Annotated in this window: 14 protein-coding genes and 1 tRNA gene; 10 read left to right on the forward strand and 5 right to left on the reverse strand. The window is 63.0% G+C overall.

The window, feature by feature from the left end:
• Window positions 1-12: 12 nt before the first annotated feature.
• Window positions 13-975 carry an acetyl-CoA carboxylase carboxyltransferase subunit alpha gene (locus NTA49_RS00880; RefSeq protein WP_258292759.1) on the forward strand — a complete coding sequence of 321 codons (963 nt, stop codon included), beginning with the start codon at window positions 13-15 and terminating at the stop codon, window positions 973-975.
• Between the two features lies 1 nt (window position 976).
• Here NTA49_RS00880 and NTA49_RS00885 read toward each other — a convergent pair whose 3' ends face one another.
• Both NTA49_RS00885 and NTA49_RS00890 read right to left on the reverse strand, forming a co-directional pair.
• Window positions 977-1,627, reverse strand: a complete 651-nt coding sequence (locus NTA49_RS00885) for a GntR family transcriptional regulator (RefSeq protein ID WP_258292760.1) — start codon at window positions 1,625-1,627, stop codon at window positions 977-979.
• A gap of 30 nt (window positions 1,628-1,657) precedes the next feature.
• Window positions 1,658-2,350, reverse strand: coding sequence for a M48 family metallopeptidase (locus tag NTA49_RS00890; RefSeq protein WP_258292761.1), 693 nt, complete (start codon window positions 2,348-2,350; stop codon window positions 1,658-1,660).
• 107 nt (window positions 2,351-2,457) lie between these two features.
• On the opposite strand from NTA49_RS00890, the gene NTA49_RS00895 reads away from it, so the two are divergent.
• A complete protein-coding gene (locus NTA49_RS00895; RefSeq protein WP_258292762.1) occupies window positions 2,458-2,790 on the forward strand; it encodes a TIGR02300 family protein in 333 nt (110 codons plus the stop codon).
• A gap of 89 nt (window positions 2,791-2,879) precedes the next feature.
• Window positions 2,880-2,955: transfer RNA gene (locus NTA49_RS00900), tRNA-Ala, on the forward strand.
• A gap of 71 nt (window positions 2,956-3,026) precedes the next feature.
• On the opposite strand, the gene NTA49_RS00905 is transcribed toward NTA49_RS00900, so the two are convergent.
• The 3 genes from NTA49_RS00905 to NTA49_RS00915 form a co-directional block, all read right to left on the reverse strand.
• Window positions 3,027-4,256 (reverse strand): ABC transporter permease subunit, encoded by a 1,230-nt coding sequence (locus tag NTA49_RS00905; RefSeq protein WP_261368085.1) that lies wholly within the window; start codon window positions 4,254-4,256, stop codon window positions 3,027-3,029.
• Between the two features lie 109 nt (window positions 4,257-4,365).
• On the reverse strand, window positions 4,366-5,172 hold the full coding sequence (locus NTA49_RS00910; RefSeq protein ID WP_258292764.1) for an ABC transporter ATP-binding protein: 807 nt from the start codon (window positions 5,170-5,172) through the stop codon (window positions 4,366-4,368).
• 112 nt (window positions 5,173-5,284) lie between these two features.
• Entirely contained in the window at window positions 5,285-6,292 is a 1,008-nt protein-coding gene (locus NTA49_RS00915) for a taurine ABC transporter substrate-binding protein (protein ID WP_258292765.1), read from the reverse strand.
• Between the two features lie 401 nt (window positions 6,293-6,693).
• Between NTA49_RS00915 and NTA49_RS00920 the strand changes: the two genes are divergently transcribed.
• From NTA49_RS00920 to NTA49_RS00950, 7 genes are all read left to right on the forward strand, one after another.
• Window positions 6,694-8,088, forward strand: a complete 1,395-nt coding sequence (locus NTA49_RS00920; protein WP_284700558.1) for an aminotransferase family protein — start codon at window positions 6,694-6,696, stop codon at window positions 8,086-8,088.
• 271 nt (window positions 8,089-8,359) lie between these two features.
• The gene (locus NTA49_RS00925) at window positions 8,360-8,620 is read left to right on the forward strand and encodes a glycine zipper 2TM domain-containing protein (RefSeq protein ID WP_258292766.1); all 261 of its coding nucleotides are present in this window, start codon (window positions 8,360-8,362) and stop codon (window positions 8,618-8,620) included.
• Window positions 8,621-8,745: 125 nt separating this feature from the next.
• A complete protein-coding gene (pdxR, locus tag NTA49_RS00930) occupies window positions 8,746-10,209 on the forward strand; it encodes a MocR-like pyridoxine biosynthesis transcription factor PdxR (protein WP_258292767.1) in 1,464 nt (487 codons plus the stop codon).
• A 111-nt stretch (window positions 10,210-10,320) separates the two neighbouring features.
• Window positions 10,321-12,099 (forward strand): sulfoacetaldehyde acetyltransferase, encoded by a 1,779-nt coding sequence (gene xsc / locus NTA49_RS00935; RefSeq protein ID WP_261368055.1) that lies wholly within the window; start codon window positions 10,321-10,323, stop codon window positions 12,097-12,099.
• 3 nt (window positions 12,100-12,102) lie between these two features.
• Window positions 12,103-13,203, forward strand: a complete 1,101-nt coding sequence (locus NTA49_RS00940) for an acetate/propionate family kinase (protein ID WP_258292769.1) — start codon at window positions 12,103-12,105, stop codon at window positions 13,201-13,203.
• Window positions 13,193-16,015 (forward strand): molybdopterin oxidoreductase family protein, encoded by a 2,823-nt coding sequence (locus NTA49_RS00945; RefSeq protein WP_258292770.1) that lies wholly within the window; start codon window positions 13,193-13,195, stop codon window positions 16,013-16,015. The genes NTA49_RS00940 and NTA49_RS00945 overlap by 11 nt, the downstream gene beginning before the upstream one ends.
• The gene (locus NTA49_RS00950; RefSeq protein ID WP_261368056.1) at window positions 16,012-16,776 is read left to right on the forward strand and encodes a 4Fe-4S dicluster domain-containing protein; all 765 of its coding nucleotides are present in this window, start codon (window positions 16,012-16,014) and stop codon (window positions 16,774-16,776) included. The genes NTA49_RS00945 and NTA49_RS00950 overlap by 4 nt, the downstream gene beginning before the upstream one ends.

The raw sequence follows: 16,776 nt of genomic DNA on the forward strand, positions 1-16,776 counted from the left end.
CGGAGCGAGCAGATGACCCAATACATGGATTTCGAAAAGCCACTGGCCGAGATCGAAGGCAAAGCCGAAGAACTGCGTGCGATGGCCCGCAACAGCCCCGAGACCGACACCAGCGCCGAGGCCGCGACCCTGGATGCCAAGGGCAAGGCGATGATGCAGGATCTCTACAGCTCGCTGACGCCCTGGCGCAAATGTCTGGTGGCACGCCACCCCGAGCGTCCGCATTGCATTGATTATATCAAGCGGCTGTTCACCGATTACACGCCGCTGGCGGGCGACCGGAACTTTGCCGACGATCACGCGGTGATGGGCGGTCTTGCGCGGTTCAACGACGCGCCGGTGATGGTGATCGGTCATGAGAAGGGCAACGACACCAAATCCCGGATCGAGCGGAATTTCGGCATGGCCCGGCCCGAAGGGTATCGCAAAGCCATTCGCCTGATGGATCTCGCCGGCCGCTTCGGCCTGCCGGTGATCACGCTGGTGGACACCCCCGGCGCCTATCCCGGCAAGGGCGCGGAAGAGCGCGGCCAGTCCGAGGCGATCGCCCGCGCCACCGAGAAATCGCTGCAGATCGGCACGCCTGTCGTGTCCGTGGTGATCGGCGAGGGCGGATCGGGCGGGGCCGTGGCCTTTGCCACTGCCAACCGCGTCGCGATGCTGGAACATTCGGTTTATTCGGTGATCAGTCCCGAAGGCTGCGCGTCGATCCTGTGGAAAGACGCCGAGAAAATGCGCGAGGCCGCCGAGGCGCTGCGCCTGACCGCACAGGATCTCAAGCAGTTGGGCGTGATCGACCGGATCATCTCGGAACCCATGGGCGGCGCGCACCGTCATCCGCAGGACACCATCGATTCCGTGGGACGGACCATTTCCGAGATGTTGAAGGACCTCAAGGGAATGGACGCCAAGGCGCTGATCCAGGATCGCCGTCGCAAGTTTCTGGATCTGGGCAAGAAGGGTCTGGCGGCCTGATCTAGCGCGCCAGCATCCGCAGGCCTTGGGTGACATCGGTGCGCACCGCCAGCCGCAGGCCCGGCTCGTCGCCTGCCCGCAAGGCGGCAATGATCAGCTTGTGATAATGCGGCGGCTCGGTCCGCCGCAACCGCCCATAGAGCGCGCGCATCGTCGGCCCCATCTGCAACCAGACGGTTTCCGCCATCGCCAGCATCGCGGGTGCCTGCGCACGCAGATACAGTGTGCGGTGAAATTCCAGATTGGTGCGGATGTATCCGACCGCATCGCGGTGGGCCACGGCCTCTGACACAGCCCCGTTGATGGTCTGCAACCGCTCGATCAGCGCCATATGCGCGCGCGGCAGCGCACGGCTGGCCAGTTCCACCTCGATCAACGCGCGCAGGGCGGCCAGCTCTTCGATCCGCTCGGCCGACAGTTCCGGCGTGCCCATACGACCCGACGACGACATGGTCAGCGCCCCTTCGGCGACCAGACGGCGCACCGCTTCGCGCACCGGGGTCATGCTGACCTCGTATTCCTTGGCGACGCCGCGCAGGGTCAGCGCCTGTCCGGGGGGAATGTCGCCATGCATGATCCGGCTGCGCAACTGGCGATAGACGCGGTCATGGGCGGCTGCGGTGACTTCGGTGGCACGTGCTGGTGTGGTCATGGGGTCATGTGATCACAAACAAGGCTTGGGTCAATCGCCAAAGCGAAAGCGGTGATACTCCGACCCGTGCTGACGCAACCAGGCCCGTGCGTCGCCATAGGACCCGTAAATGCGCGTCACCGCATCCCAGAACGCCTGCGAGTGGTTCATCTGTTCCAGATGCGCGACCTCGTGTGCGGCGACATAGTCCAGCACCGCCTGCGGCATCAGCACCAAACGCCAGGAATACATCAGTGTGCCGCGCGACGAACATGACCCCCAGCGCGACCGCGTGTCGCGGATGCTGATCCGCTGATAGGGTCGGCCCAGCCGTGCGGCATAAAGATCAGAGGCCGCAGCCAGCCGCGTCCGCGCCAGCGCCTTCAGATGCGCCTGCAACCGCGCGCCCGCCTGCTCCGGCGCACCGGGCACTGCAATCTCTCCGTCGGACACAACCACGCGCCGCCCCGCGCCCTGCACGATCAGACGCGGCTGACCGTCCAGCGGCACCTGCGCCCCATGGATCACATCGACATTCCCAAGACGGGCCTGCAAGTGACCGCGAATCCAGTCCTCCTTGGCACGGGCGAAGGCCATCGCTTCGCGTTCGGCCACGCCTTTCGGCAGGGTCAGGGTCACGCGACCGTCCAGCGAAGACACCCGCAGGGAAATGCGCCGTGCCCGCGCCGACCGGCGCAAAACCACTTCGACCGGCGGACCTTCTTGCAACAGGTGCATTGCCATCCTATCTGCTCCTTTACCCACTTATCACGAAGGCTTTGACTCCGGGCACACCATATGGCACTTGCCCTGAATCGCCTAGATGCAACCGAGATTTCAAAGGGGACACCATGCCCAACGAAGAATGGGGTACGAAACGCCTTTGCCCGACCACCGGCAAACGGTTTTACGACCTGAACAAGAACCCGATCGTCAGCCCCTACACGGGTGAAGTGGTCGAGCTGGACGCCAGCAAATCCCGCATGATCGCCGCCGACGCGGAAGACGCGGTCACAGCCAAGGCGAAAGCTACGGACAGTGACGATGATGACGTGGTTCTGGACGATGATGACAGCGATGTCGATGTCGATCTGGACGATGACATCCTAGAAGACGACGACGATGACGACACGGTTCCGCTGGACGAAATCGCCGATGTCGCTTCGGATGACGACGACACATGATGCTTTCGGCAGGCGTGATCTTTTCGCTTGATCCCGCCTGCCAAACCGCCTAATCAGCGGCGCACGGACCCGGAAGGGTCACCAAGGATGGGGCATTAGCTCAGCTGGGAGAGCGCCTGCATGGCATGCAGGAGGTCAGCGGTTCGATCCCGCTATGCTCCACCATCCCTCCCCGTTTTCGGGTTTCCAAACACACTCCCAGCATTTCCGATGACGTCGGCACTCAGTGCGGCCCGTCATCCCTTGCCCTTCCACGGAACCAGCACACGCTCGGCCCAGCGCATCAGCATGTCGATGCCGAAGCCGATGATGCCGATCAGGATGATCCCCATCAGCACGATATCGGTGTCCTGAAACTTGGACGCCGCCACGATCATCTTGCCCACGCCCTTTTCCGCCGCCACCAGTTCGGCGGCCACGACCGTGCCCCAGCAGACGCCCATCGCCACCCGTGCGGCGGTGAAAATCTCGGGTAGGGAGTTGGGTATGATCACATGCCGCAGGATCTGCCATTTGCTCGCCCCCAGCGAATAGGCCGCGTGCACCTTGGTGATCTTGACGCCCGAGACACCGGAGCGCGCGCCGATGGCCATGATCCAGAGGGCCGCCAGAAACAGCAGGATGATCTTGCCCTGCTCTCCGATCCCCGCCCAGATGATCACCAGCGGGATAAGGGCCAGCGGCGGCACCGGGCGCATGAATTCCACAATGGGATCGAACCAGCCGCGAAACCAGTTCGACAGGCCCATGGCATAGCCCAGCGGAATGCCGACCAGCGCGCCCAGCGCAAAGCCCACGATCACGCGAAATAGCGAATAGCTCAGATGTTCGGCCAGCGTGACGTTCTGATAGCCATCGGCACTGACCGACACCAGCCGCCGCCAGACGCTGTCGGGGGCGGGCAGCCAGATGTTTTCCATCTGCCAACCCTGCCCCGGCTCAAAGTTCAGCGTGCCCTTGTCGGTCAGCGCCACGCGCCCAAAGCCCACGTCGACATCGGTATCGGCATCAATTGCACGGCCATCCACCGCGACGATTTTTACACCGTCATCGCGGGTCACGTCGTCGTTTGCATCCCAGCTGATCAGCTTGGAGCGATACGCCTGTACCACCACAGAATCGTTGCGGATCGGGCCAGTGCCTTCGTCAAACTCGGGCGGCACGGGTGCCACGCCCTGCGGATGCACCGAAACGTAGACCGTCGCATCGGCCTGTGCGCCGTTTGGGCCCTCGATGGTGTAGGTAAACGCGTCTTCGCCCACGAACGGACCGGGCGCATGCAAGGGGCCGGGCAACCAGTTCGATCCGGTGAATGCGCCCCAGATGACGAATATCAGCACGATCGAGATGACCGATGCGGCCTTGTCCGAGATGACCGCGCTTTCGTCGCCAAAGGTCACGGTTTTCAGAGAGGTATAATCGCGCACGCGCCCCATCTGGGCGCGCAAAAAGGTCCAGATGAACATCGACAGCAGGATCAGCGCCACATACCCAAGGATGAAGGGCAATGCGCCGAGAATGGACAGGAACAGCTGCGCCAGCTCGCCGCTCAGGTCTTGTACGATCTGGCCCATGCTATGCGGTCTCCTCGCTGCGGCCCATGATCTCTTCTTCCATGTTCCAGATCATGTTCAGGATTTCCTCGCGGGTGGCATTGTAATCGGGATGCTTCTTGACCTCGCGCAGGTCGGCGTTCACGCCCAGATCGGCAAAGGGCAGGCGGTATTCCTTGTGGATGCGACCCGGACGCGGGGCCATCACCACCAGACGTTCGCCCAGCAACAGCGCCTCCTCGACCGAGTGGGTGATCAGGATGATGGTCTTGCCGGTTTCTTTCCACAGCTTCAGCACCAGGCTCTGCATCTTTTCGCGGGTCAGCGCATCCAGCGCGCCCAGAGGTTCGTCCATCAGGATCACGTCCGGGTCATTGGCCAGACAGCGCGCCAGCGCCACGCGCTGCTGCATGCCGCCCGACAGTTCGTAGACCATCTTATCCTTGAAATCCTGCAAGCCCACCACGTTCAGCAGGTGATCGACCGTCTTGCGGCTTTCGGCCTTGGGCGTGCCCTTCATGTCCGGGCCAAAGCTGACGTTGTCCCGCACGCTCATCCATTCGAACAGCGCGCCTTGCTGGAACACCATGCCGCGCTGCGCATCGGGGCCGTGCACGGTCTTGCCGTTCAGCCGCACTTCGCCTTCGGTCTGCGCCAGAAACCCCGCCACGATGTTCAAAAGCGTGGTCTTGCCGCAGCCCGATGGCCCCAGCACGCTGAGCAGTTCGCCCTGTTTCAGATCCAGACTGACATCCTGCAGCGCCTGCACCGCGCCGCCGTTCGGCAAGTCAAAGCGCATCGACAGCTTGTCGATCACAAGTCCCGTCATGGTTGTCCCCTTGTTGGAATTTTCCGGCCCGTTCAGGCCGCGCGGGCAGGTTTGCCATGCCTCCAAACATCATGGCCCCGCGCGTTTGTTGAACGCACAGGGCCGGTTTGCATCACATGCCGCTTGCGGCTTTCAGCGGGCCGGTGTTCACGGTGCCCGCATAGCTGTCCAGCGCCGACGGGATCGAACCCGCATCCACGAAGACACCCGCGACGCCCTGCATGAAGTTCTGCGCACGGCCATCCAGCCATTTATCGCTAAGCTGATCCTCGACGGTGGGGAACTTGAAGGTCGAGAGGGTCGACATCGTGTCTTCCTCGCTCATGCCCGCGTCCTTGGCGATCACCGGCAGCATCGTGGCGTGGTTCGCCTCGTCCGCCCACATGGCGTTGGCTTCGGCGGTGACGGCCAGGAACTTGGCGACCATATCGCCGTTTTCCGCGACGTAGGTCGCGGGTGCGGTCGTAGCGTCAAAGACCAGAATGCCCAACTCTTCCTTCTCGTCGCCGGTCAGCAGGACGTTGCCGTGCTCTTTCATGCGGCGCAGCGCACCGCCCCAGCCGCAAGCCATGTCCAGCGAGCCTTGGGCCAAGGCTGCGGCCCCTTCGGCGGGGGCCATGTCGACAATTTCCATCGTTGAGATATCAACGCCAAAGTGGTTCATCTGGCTGAGAAACCCGTAATGCGCGGCGGTGCCCAACGGCACAGCGACCTTCTTGCCCGCAAGCTCGCCCGTGCTGTCCTTGTCGATCTCCAGCCCCGAGGCGACGACGCAGTTGTCATTGTCCGAATAGGACACCGCCACATCGACGATCTGCAGATCCTGCCCCGCCGAGGTTGCCACGACGAAGGGCGGCACGCCCTGGCTGACCGATAGCTGCACATCGCCCGAGGCCATCGCGGCGCTCATCGCAGTGCCGGTGTCGAAGCTGACCCAGTTGATCTTGGTGCCCATCGCCTCGTCGTACATGCCGGTTTCCTTGGCATATTGGAACGGCATCGGCCATTCGAGGAAATAGGCGACGGTAATCTCGCCATGGCCTGCGGCGGTGGCGGCCTGGGCACCGGCCAGCAGGGCAATGGCTGCGGTGGCGCTCATGAATTTAGATTTGAAAGTCATTTTGGTCTCCCGTTGTGCACCGTTTCGCACGATGCTTGGCGTTATGTCGGCGGTCAGGCCGCCGCTTGGTCCGACTGTTGCATCAAGCATCCATCCGGCGCTGCCCAATCCGACTGCAGAATTCTACGCCGATCAATGTTTTTTCCGGCGCGTGAAACCTGTGGCACGCTGATTGAAGTGCCGATTTCAACTTCCCGAATTCTGCGGAAACCCCTGAAAACAGGCTGTTCCTGTTGCCAAGGCCAAACGAGGTGGTGACGCATCGGATCAAACTGGATTCATCTATCCTCCAACACTGGCCCTACTGCGCTATCATTTTCTGCTGTTTTCTTGGTCAGTAACGGGTGCAGTGTGTTCTGAATTCACCCCACCCCTCCTCATGCAGTTGGAAAGGCCTGACAATGGACGGAACCTTTAGCGAAAACGACCTCAGCCGCGTTGTCGAAGCCGACCGCAAGAACGTCTGGCACCACTTGATCCAGCACCAGCCCTTCGAGAGCGCGATCGACCCGCGCATCATCGTCGAGGGCAAGGGGATGAAAGTCTGGGACCAGAAGGGCAAGGAACACCTTGATGCCGTCTCGGGCGGGGTCTGGACCGTCAACGTAGGCTACGGGCGCGAAAGCATCGCGGATGCGGTGCGCGACCAGTTGGTGAAGCTGAACTATTTCGCAGGCTCCGCCGGGTCGATCCCCGGCGCGCTTTTTGCCGAAAAGCTGCTGGACAAGATGCCCGGCCTTGACCGGATGTACTATTGCAACTCGGGCTCCGAGGCGAACGAGAAGGCGTTCAAGATGGTCCGCCAGATCGCCCACAAGAAATACGGCGGCAAGAAGCACAAGATCCTGTACCGCGACCGCGACTATCACGGCACCACCATCGCCTGTCTGTCGGCGGGCGGTCAGGACGAGCGCAACGCGCAATACGGCCCCTTTGCCCCCGGCTTTGTGCGCGTACCGCACTGCCTGGAATACCGTGCCTTTGAACAGGAGGGCGCGCCGCAGGAGAACTACGGCGTCTGGGCGGCCGACCAGATCGAAAAGGTCATCCTGGCCGAGGGTCCCGACACCGTGGGTGCGCTGTGCCTGGAACCCGTGACCGCGGGTGGCGGCGTCATCACGCCCCCCGACGGCTATTGGGACCGCGTGCAGGAAATCTGCAAAAAGTACGACATCCTGCTACACATCGACGAGGTCGTCTGCGGCGTGGGCCGGACCGGCACATGGTTCGGCTATCAGCAGTATGGCGTCCAGCCTGACATGGTGACGATGGCCAAGGGCGTCGCCTCGGGCTATGCCGCGATCGCCTGCCTTGTGACCACCGAGGCTGTTTTCGATATGTTCAAGGACGACCCGTCGGACAAGATGAACTATTTCCGCGACATCTCGACCTTTGGCGGCTGCACGGCTGGCCCCGCCGCTGCCATCGAGAACATGCGTATCATCGAGGATGAGAACCTGCTGGAGAACACCACGCAGATGGGTGCCTATATGCTCGACCAGCTGCACGGACTGGCCGACAAGCACAGCATCATCGGCGATGTGCGCGGCAAGGGTCTGTTTCTTGGTGCGGAGTTGGTCAGCGACCGCGACAGCCGCACGCCCGCGGACGAGGCCAAGGTGCAGGCGGTGGTCGGCAACTGCATGGCGCAGGGCGTCATCATCGGGGCCACCAACCGTTCGCTGCCCGGCAAGAACAACAGCCTGTGCTTCTCGCCTGCTCTGATCGCGACCAAAGACGACATCGACCACATCATCGGCGCAGTCGACAAGGCGCTGGGCGACGTCTTCGGCTAAGCCCGGACACGCAAGATGAACCAAGGGGGCGGAGGCGATCTCCGCCCTTTTGCGTTTGGAGGGCCAGCAAGCTCGGCGCTTCTTCGCTTGTAAGGACCATGCCCAAGCTTGACCCGTCAGCGCGTTCCGTTACCTCTAGAGTGTCTTGCCCGAACAGGACCGGTGAAACCTTGTTCACAACAGGCTGGTTTTTCACCGCAGTTGAAAAAAGGTGGGAACCAATCATCGACCCACCGCGTTCGAACACAGAAGCCAATAAGGGAAGACAGTTATGAAAAAGTTTCTTATCGCCATTCCGCTCGTCGCATCGCTCGCGGCTTGTGAGACCACCACATCGAACACCACAGCCGCCGGTGCACTCACCGGTGCCGCAATCGGTGCTTCTGTTTCCGGTGGTGACGATAAAGTCAAAGGCGCGCTGATCGGCGCAGCTGTTGGCGGTGCCGCCGGCAACTACATCGGCAAGACGCAAAACGGCCAATGTGTGTACCAGCGTGCAGACGGCTCGCGTTACTACGCTGCCTGCCCGTAAACGGCAGTTTACCCGACCGACACTTCACATGTCCAAGCAAAGGCCCCGGTTTCGACCGGGGTCTTTTGCTTACGGGGGCATAGCGCCACATTGCCGAGGCTATAGGTCCAGTGTAGACCCGCGGCATGACAGTCCCCGTCGAAACATTCTTTCTACACCCCGAGGCCGAGGGCACGCTGCAAAGCCAGATCCAGCAGATGATCGCCCAAGGCATCCTGTCGGGCCGGTTCCAGCCGGGTGAAAAGCTGCCCTCGACCCGCAAGCTGGCACAGCATCTGGGGATCAGCCGCATCACCGTCACGCTCAGCTACACCGAGCTTCTGTCGAACGACTACCTGACATCGCGCGGACGGTCGGGCTATTTCGTCTCTGATACCGCCCCCGTGCCGCCGGTCTTTGCGGCCTCGCCCGTCTCGCCCGACGCAGTGGATTGGACCCGCGCCATCGGGCAAAGGTTCTCGGGCGGGCAAACCCCGACCAAGCCGCAGGATTGGGCGCACTACCGGTTTCCGTTCATATACGGTCAGGCCGATCCGACGCTGTTCGATCACGCCAACTGGCGGCTGTGTGCGATGCAGGCGCTGGGGCAACGCGATTTCGGCCCGATGACGACCGATTATTTCGATCAGGACGACCCCAAGCTGATCGAATTCATCGTGCGCCATTCGCTGCCCCGTCGGGGCATCACCGCCCGCCCCGAACAGGTTCTGATCACGCTGGGCGCGCAGAATGCGCTGTGGCTGACGACGCAGGTGCTGCTGACCCAGCGCCGTCACGCCGCCCTGGAGGAACCCTGTTATCACGCGCTGCACGATATTCTGAACCAGTCGCGCTGCCGCATCAGCCATGTGCGTGTCGATCAGGACGGCCTGCCGCCCGATGCAATCCCGCCGGGAACCGACGTGATCTTCACCACGCCCAGCCACCAGTGCCCGACCACGGCCACCATGCCGATGGACAGACGCCGCGCGCTCTTGGACCGCGCCGCCGAGATGGATGCGCTGATCGTCGAGGATGACTATGAATTCGAGATGTCGTTCCTCAAACCGCCCTCGCCCGCGCTGAAATCTCTGGATGCGGACGGGCGGGTGATCTACGTCGGCTCGTTCTCGAAATCGCTGTTTCCGGGGCTGCGGCTGGGATACCTCGTGGGGTCCGAGCCGTTCATCCGCGAGGCGCGTGCCCTGCGCGCATCGGTGCTGCGGCACCCTCCGGGGCATATCCAGCGCACCGTCGCTTATTTTCTGTCACACGGCCATTATGACGCGCTGGTGCGCAAGATGAGCACGACATTGCACAAACGCCGCGACGCGATGCAGCAGGCGATCACAGACACCGGCCTGACCATCGCGGGTCAGGGTGCCTCGGGCGGATCGTCGTTCTGGATGCGCGCGCCTGCGTCGGTGGACACCAGTCAGCTGGCACAGATGCTCAAGCCGCAAAGCGTGCTGATCGAACCGGGCGAGTCCTTCTTTTCCGGCCACGACAGACCGCGCAATTTCTACCGGCTGGCCTATTCGTCGATCCCGTCCACCCGCATCGCCGAGGGCGTCGAACGCGTGGCCGAAATACTGTTGCGTCTGGCCTGACCTTCTGGCCTGATCCGCCAAAGTCATCTGGCCCTAACCGCCCCCGCCGTGCAATCGTACTCTGCGACGAAACGCGGAATCATTCCCTTAACCTGCCGGAGCCCCCTTGCCATGAAAATGACGACCGAAGAAGCATTTGTAAAAACACTGCAAGCGCATGGCATCGAACACGCCTTTGGCATCATCGGATCGGCCATGATGCCGATCTCGGATCTGTTTCCGCAGGCGGGTATCACGTTCTGGGACTGCGCCCACGAAGGGTCGGCGGGCATGATGTCCGACGGCTACACCCGTGCGACTGGCAAGATGTCGATGATGATCGCGCAGAACGGGCCCGGTATCACCAATTTCGTGACCGCCGTGAAAACCGCATACTGGAACCACACGCCGCTGTTGCTGGTCACCCCGCAGGCCGCGAACAAGACCATTGGCCAGGGCGGGTTTCAGGAAGTCGAGCAGATGAAGCTGTTCGAGGACATGGTCGCCTATCAGGAAGAGGTTCGCGATCCGACCCGCGTGGCCGAAGTGCTGACACGCGTGATCGCCAAGGCGAAACGGCTGTCAGGCCCTGCCCAGTTGAACATCCCCCGCGATTTCTGGACGCAAGTGGTCGATATCGAAATTCCCGAGCCGATCGAGTTCGAGCAATCGCCGGGCGGTGAAAATTCGGTCGCGGCGGCGGCTGCCCTGCTGTCGCAGGCCAAGAATCCCGTGATCCTGAACGGCGCGGGCGTGGTCCTGTCCAAGGGCGGCATCGCCGCGTCAAAGGATCTGGCCGAGCGTCTGGATGCGCCCGTCTGCGTCGGCTACCAGCACAACGACGCCTTTCCCGGATCGCACCCACTGTTCGCGGGGCCGCTGGGCTATAACGGGTCCAAGGCGGGGATGGACCTGATCAAGGACGCCGATGTCGTGCTGTGCCTCGGCACCCGTCTGAACCCGTTTTCGACATTGCCGGGCTATGGCATGGATTACTGGCCGACGGCAGCCAAGATCATTCAGGTCGACATCAACCCCGACCGCATCGGGCTGACCAAGAAGGTCACCGTGGGCATCGTCGGTGACGCCGCCAAGGTGGCAAAGGGCATTTTGGCGCAACTCTCTGACGACGCGGGCGATGCAGGCCGCGCGGATCGTAAAGCGCGCATCGCGCAGGCGAAATCCACATGGGCGCAGCAACTGTCCAGCATGGACCACGAGGACGACGACGAAGGCACCACATGGAACCAGCGCGCCCGCGCCGACAAACCCGACTGGATGAGCCCGCGCATGGCATGGCGCGCGATCCAGTCCGCCCTGCCGCGCAACGCGATCATCAGCTCGGACATCGGCAACAACTGCGCCATCGGCAACGCGTACCCTGACTTTGACGAGGGCCGCAAATACCTGGCACCCGGTCTCTTCGGCCCTTGCGGCTATGGCCTGCCCGCCATCGTCGGCGCCAAGATCGGCCAGCCGGATGTGCCCGTGGTCGGCTTTGCCGGAGACGGTGCGTTCGGCATCGCGGTGAACGAATTGACGGCGATTGGCCGAGGCGAATGGCCCGCGATCACCCAGGTGGTGTTCCGCAACTATCAATGGGGCGCGGAAAAGCGCAATTCGACCCTGTGGTTCGACGACAACTTTGTCGGCACCGAGCTGGACACCGAAGTCTCCTATGCGGGCATTGCGCAGGCCTGCGGGCTGCAAGGTGTCGTTGCGCGCACGATGGAAGAGCTGACAGCGGCCCTGACCAAGGCGGTGGACGACCAGATGAACCACGGCAAGACCACGCTGATCGAAGCGATGATCAATCAGGAACTGGGCGAGCCGTTCCGCCGCGACGCGATGAAAAAGCCGGTGTCGGTGGCGGGCGTGTCCAAGGCCGACATGCGCCCGCAATCGGTCTGAGGCATGGCGCGCGCGCATATCCTTGTCATCAATGCGGGATCGTCTTCGATCAAGGCGGCCCTGTTCGACACCGATCTGCACGAGGTCCTGCGGATCGAGGCGACAGGCATCGGCGGTGCGGGCGAGGTCAGGTCCGGTGACAGCCGGTCGGAAACGCCCCTGCCCGATCACAAAGCAGCACTTGGGGCGATATTCGACGCGCTTGCGGCACAAGGCATCGACGCCACCGATCTGCGCGCGGTAGCCCACCGGGTGGTTCACGGCGGGCCGGAATTGACGGCCTCGGCCCGGATCACGCCGCAGGTGCGCGCCGCCATCGCGGATGCGGTGCCGCTGGCACCTCTGCACAACCCGCACCATTTGGCCGCCATCGACGCGGTTGCCAAACTGATGCCCGACCTGCCCCAATGCGCCACCTTCGACACTGCGTTTCATGCGACCAACCCGGATGTGGCGCGCCGCTACGCGGTTCCCGATGTGCCCGAGACAGATGGTTTGCAACGCTATGGCTTTCACGGCACCAGCTTTGCGGCCCTGGTGAAAGGCTTCGAGGAAACCACCGGCACGCCGTTGCCGCGCCGCCTGCTGGCGCTGCATCTGGGCAACGGGGCCTCGCTCTGCGCGATCCGCGAAGGGCAATCGGTGGCGACCACGATGGGATTTTCCCCGCTCAGCGGTCTGACGATGGGCACCCGCGCCGGCGAGATCGACGCAGGTGCCGTGCTGCATCTGGTCGAAGTCATGGGCGCGGAGGCCGCGAGCGAGATGCTCTATCATGACAGCGGCCTTCTGGGCCTGTCGGGTATCAGCTCCGACATGCGCACGCTGACCGCCAGCGATGACCCCAGGGCCCGCTTTGCCCGCGAGCATTTCTGCTATTGGATCGCCCGTCAGTCCGGGTCGATGATCGCCGCGATGCAGGGCCTGGACGGCATCGTGTTCACCGGCGGCATCGGAGAGAACGACGCAGACATCAGGAATAATGTTCTTGCACAGCTATCATGGTTGGGAAATATTCCCCATTGGGTGATCCCCGCCGCCGAAGAGCAGCAGATCGCCCGCGACGCCATCACGCTGCTGAAGGATCACAGACTTGCCCCATAAGCAGCCCACACTGAACCTGTCACCCAAAGTGTCGGACGAGGTCCGCAAGACCACCTGTTACATGTGCGCCTGCCGCTGCGGCATCAACGTCCACATGAAGGGCGGCAAGGTCGCCTATATCGAAGGCAACCGTGACCACCCGGTGAACAAGGGCGTGCTTTGCGCCAAGGGCTCGGCCGGCATCATGCAGCACAACGCCCCCGCCCGCCTGCGCGCGCCGCTGAAACGTGTGGGCCCGCGCGGCTCGGGCGAATTCGAGGAAATCAGCTGGGACGAGGCGCTGGACATCGCCACCGGCTGGCTGGCACCGATCCGCCGCGACAACCCCGAAAAGCTGGCGTTCTTCACCGGACGCGATCAGTCGCAATCGTTCACGTCCTTCTGGGCGCAGAACTTCGGCACGCCCAACTACGCGGCCCACGGCGGGTTCTGTTCGGTCAACATGGCGGCGGCGGGCATCTACACGATGGGCGGCGCGTTCTGGGAATTTGGCCAGCCCGACTGGGACCACACCAAGCTGTTCATGCTGTTCGGCGTCGCGGAAGACCACGACAGCAACCCGATCAAGATGGGCATTGGCAAGATCAAGGCACGCGGCGCGCGGGTCATCGGGGTCAACCCGATCCGCACCGGCTATAATGCCGTGGCCGACGACTGGGTCGGGATCACGCCGGGCACCGACGGGCTGTTCATCATGGCGCTGATCCACTGCCTGATGAAGGCGGGCAAGATTGATCTGGACTATCTGGCGCGGTTCACCAATGCGCCTTGCCTTGTGAACAGCGACGAGAAATCGCCCGAGTACGGCCTGCTTTTGCGCGATCCGGACGGCAAGGAACTGGTGATCGACCGTAACACGGGCAAGCCTGCACCGTTCGACCAGAAAGGCGTGCGCCCCGATCTGGCCGCCACCCACCGCGCTGCTGGTGTCACGCACCGCCCCGTCATGCACCTGATGGCCGAGCGTTACCTGTCGGATGACCACGCCCCCGAGGCCGTGGCCGACCGCACCGGTATCTCTGCTGCGCGCATCCGCGCCATCGCGTCGGAACTGGCCCGCGTCGCCTTTGACGAGGCGTTCGAGCTGGATCATGCATGGACCGATTTCCGGGGCGAGCACCACACCAAGATGACGGGCCGCCCCGTCAGCTTTCACGCCATGCGCGGTATCAGCGCCCATGCCAACGGCTTTCAGACCTGCCGCGCGCTGCATGTCTTGCAGATCATCCTCGGTACGGTCGAGGTGCCGGGCGGGTTCCGGTTCAAACCGCCCTACCCCAAGCCCGCGACGGCGCACCCGAAACCGCATTGCCAGGCCACGTGTAACGGCCCGCTGGATGGCCCGCATCTGGGGTTCGTCCAGGGCCCAGAGGATCTGGCGCTGAAGCCCGACGGCACGGCGGCGCGGATCGACAAGGCGTTTACATGGGACAACCCGATGTCGGCCCACGGGCTGATGCACATGGTGATCTCCAACGCGCACGCGGGCGATCCCTACAAGATCGACACCCTGTTCATGTACATGGCCAACATGGCGTGGAATTCGTCGATGAACACGCGCGGCGTGATCGACATGCTGACCGACACGGACGAGAGCGGCGACTATGTGATCCCGCGCATCATCTATTCGGATGCGTATAGTTCCGAGATGGTCGCCTATGCCGACCTGATCCTGCCCGACACTACCTATCTGGAACGCCACGACTGTATCTCGCTGTTGGACCGTCCGATTTGCGAGGCGGACGCCGCCGCCGACGCGATCCGCTGGCCTGTGGTCGAGCCCGACCGCGACGTGCGCGGGTTCCAGTCGGTGCTGTGCGATCTGGGCGCGCGTCTGGACCTGCCGGGCTTTGTGACCGAAGCGGGCGACCAGAAATACGCAGACTATGCAGACTACATCATCAACCACGAACGCCGCCCCGGCATCGGCCCGCTTGCGGGCTGGCGCACGGGCGAACAGGGTCTGACCGCAGGACGCGGTGCGCCGAATGCCAGCCAGATCGACAATTACATCGAAAACGGCGGCTTTTTCGTCGAGCATATTCCCAAAGGGGCCAACTACTATAAACCGTGGAACATGGCCTATCAGGATTGGGCCGTGGGCATGGGCCTCTTCGACAAACCACTGCCCTATCTGTTTTCGCTTTACGTCGAGCCGATGCGCAGGTTCCAGTTGGCCGCCGAAGGCCACGGCGACCGCCAGCCGCCCGATCACCTGCGCGAGCGTATCCGCCGCACGATGGACCCGCTGCCGATCTGGTATGATCCGTCTGGCGACAACCGTGCGGAGGAGTATCCCATCACCGCGCTGACCCAGCGCCCGATGGCGATGTACCATTCGTGGGGCAGCCAGAACGCATGGCTCCGGCAATTGCACGGGCACAATCCGCTGTATCTGCCGCCGAACCTGATGCGGGACAATGGTCTGAAAGACGGCGATTGGGCCACTGTCACATCCCCCCACGGCGAGATCACCGTGCCGGTGCTGGAGATGGCGGCGCTGAACCCCAATACCGTCTGGACCTGGAACGCCATCGGCAAACGCAAGGGCGCTTGGGCGCTGGACAAGGACGCGCCCGAGGCCACGAAAGGCTTTCTGCTGAACCACCTGATCCACGAGCTGCTGCCGCCGAAAGGCGACGGGCTGCGTTGGGCCAATTCCGACCCGATCACCGGACAGGCGGCGTGGTTCGACCTGAAGGTGCGCATCGCCAAGGCTGCACCGCAAAACCAGTCGAAACCCGTGATGAAGCCGATCAAATCCCCAGTCGGCCAAGGCCCGGACAATCTGGCGTGGAAGGTGGGCAAATGACCGCGCTGCCCGACAAGACCGACCGCAAGCTGGGCCTTGTGATCGACCTGGATACTTGCGTCGGCTGCCATGCCTGCGTGATCTCGTGCAAGGGCTGGAACACCGAGAATTACGGCGCGCCGCTGTCTGATCAGGACGCCTATGGCGCGGCCCCCTCGGGCACGTTCCTGAACCGCGTCCACAGCTACGAAGTGCAGCCATTGGCAACCTCTGACAAGGTGCAGCCGCCCGCGCAACTGATCCACTTTCCCAAATCCTGCCTGCATTGCGACGACGCGCCCTGCGTCACCGTCTGCCCCACGGGGGCCAGTTACAAACGGGTCGAGGACGGCATCGTGTTGGTCAACGAAAGCGATTGCATCGGCTGCGGACTGTGCGCCTGGGCCTGCCCCTATGGCGCGCGCGAAAAGGACGAAGCCGAGGGCGTGATGAAGAAATGCACGCTTTGCGTCGACCGGATCTATAACGAGAACCTGGAAGAAATCGACCGCGTGCCGACCTGCGTGCGCACCTGCCCGTCGGGCGCGCGCCACTTCGGCGATCTTGCCGACCCCGACAGCCATGTGTCGCGCCTGACAGCCGAGCGTGGCGGCATGGACCTGATGCCGGAAATGGGCACCAGACCCGTGAACAAGTACCTGCCGCCACGACCCAAGGACGCGCTGCCCGAGATCGACGTGCTGGCGCCCTATCTGGCCCCCGTGGACGACGCGCCTGGCGGTTTTCTCGGCTGGCTGGACAAGACGCTGGAGAAGCTCTGA

The sequence above is a fragment of the Pseudosulfitobacter koreensis genome (assembly GCF_024733015.1).
Classification (GTDB): Bacteria; Pseudomonadota; Alphaproteobacteria; order Rhodobacterales; family Rhodobacteraceae; genus Pseudosulfitobacter; species Pseudosulfitobacter koreensis.

Bases quoted from the DNA above. Each gene is read 5' to 3' on its own strand.
- NTA49_RS00910 (WP_258292764.1), bottom strand. From the start codon at position 5,172: ATGACGGGACTTGTGATCGACAAGCTGTCGATGCGCTTTGACTTGCCG.
- NTA49_RS00895 (WP_258292762.1), top strand. From the start codon at position 2,458: ATGCCCAACGAAGAATGGGGTACGAAACGCCTTTGCCCGACCACCGGC.
- NTA49_RS00925 (WP_258292766.1), top strand. From the start codon at position 8,360: ATGAAAAAGTTTCTTATCGCCATTCCGCTCGTCGCATCGCTCGCGGCT.
- NTA49_RS00915 (WP_258292765.1), bottom strand. From the start codon at position 6,292: ATGACTTTCAAATCTAAATTCATGAGCGCCACCGCAGCCATTGCCCTG.
- NTA49_RS00880 (WP_258292759.1), top strand. From the start codon at position 13: ATGACCCAATACATGGATTTCGAAAAGCCACTGGCCGAGATCGAAGGC.
- xsc (WP_261368055.1), top strand. From the start codon at position 10,321: ATGAAAATGACGACCGAAGAAGCATTTGTAAAAACACTGCAAGCGCAT.
- NTA49_RS00920 (WP_284700558.1), top strand. From the start codon at position 6,694: ATGGACGGAACCTTTAGCGAAAACGACCTCAGCCGCGTTGTCGAAGCC.
- NTA49_RS00940 (WP_258292769.1), top strand. From the start codon at position 12,103: ATGGCGCGCGCGCATATCCTTGTCATCAATGCGGGATCGTCTTCGATC.
- pdxR (WP_258292767.1), top strand. From the start codon at position 8,746: ATGACAGTCCCCGTCGAAACATTCTTTCTACACCCCGAGGCCGAGGGC.
- NTA49_RS00905 (WP_261368085.1), bottom strand. From the start codon at position 4,256: ATGTTCATCTGGACCTTTTTGCGCGCCCAGATGGGGCGCGTGCGCGAT.
- NTA49_RS00890 (WP_258292761.1), bottom strand. From the start codon at position 2,350: ATGGCAATGCACCTGTTGCAAGAAGGTCCGCCGGTCGAAGTGGTTTTG.
- NTA49_RS00885 (WP_258292760.1), bottom strand. From the start codon at position 1,627: ATGACCACACCAGCACGTGCCACCGAAGTCACCGCAGCCGCCCATGAC.
- NTA49_RS00950 (WP_261368056.1), top strand. From the start codon at position 16,012: ATGACCGCGCTGCCCGACAAGACCGACCGCAAGCTGGGCCTTGTGATC.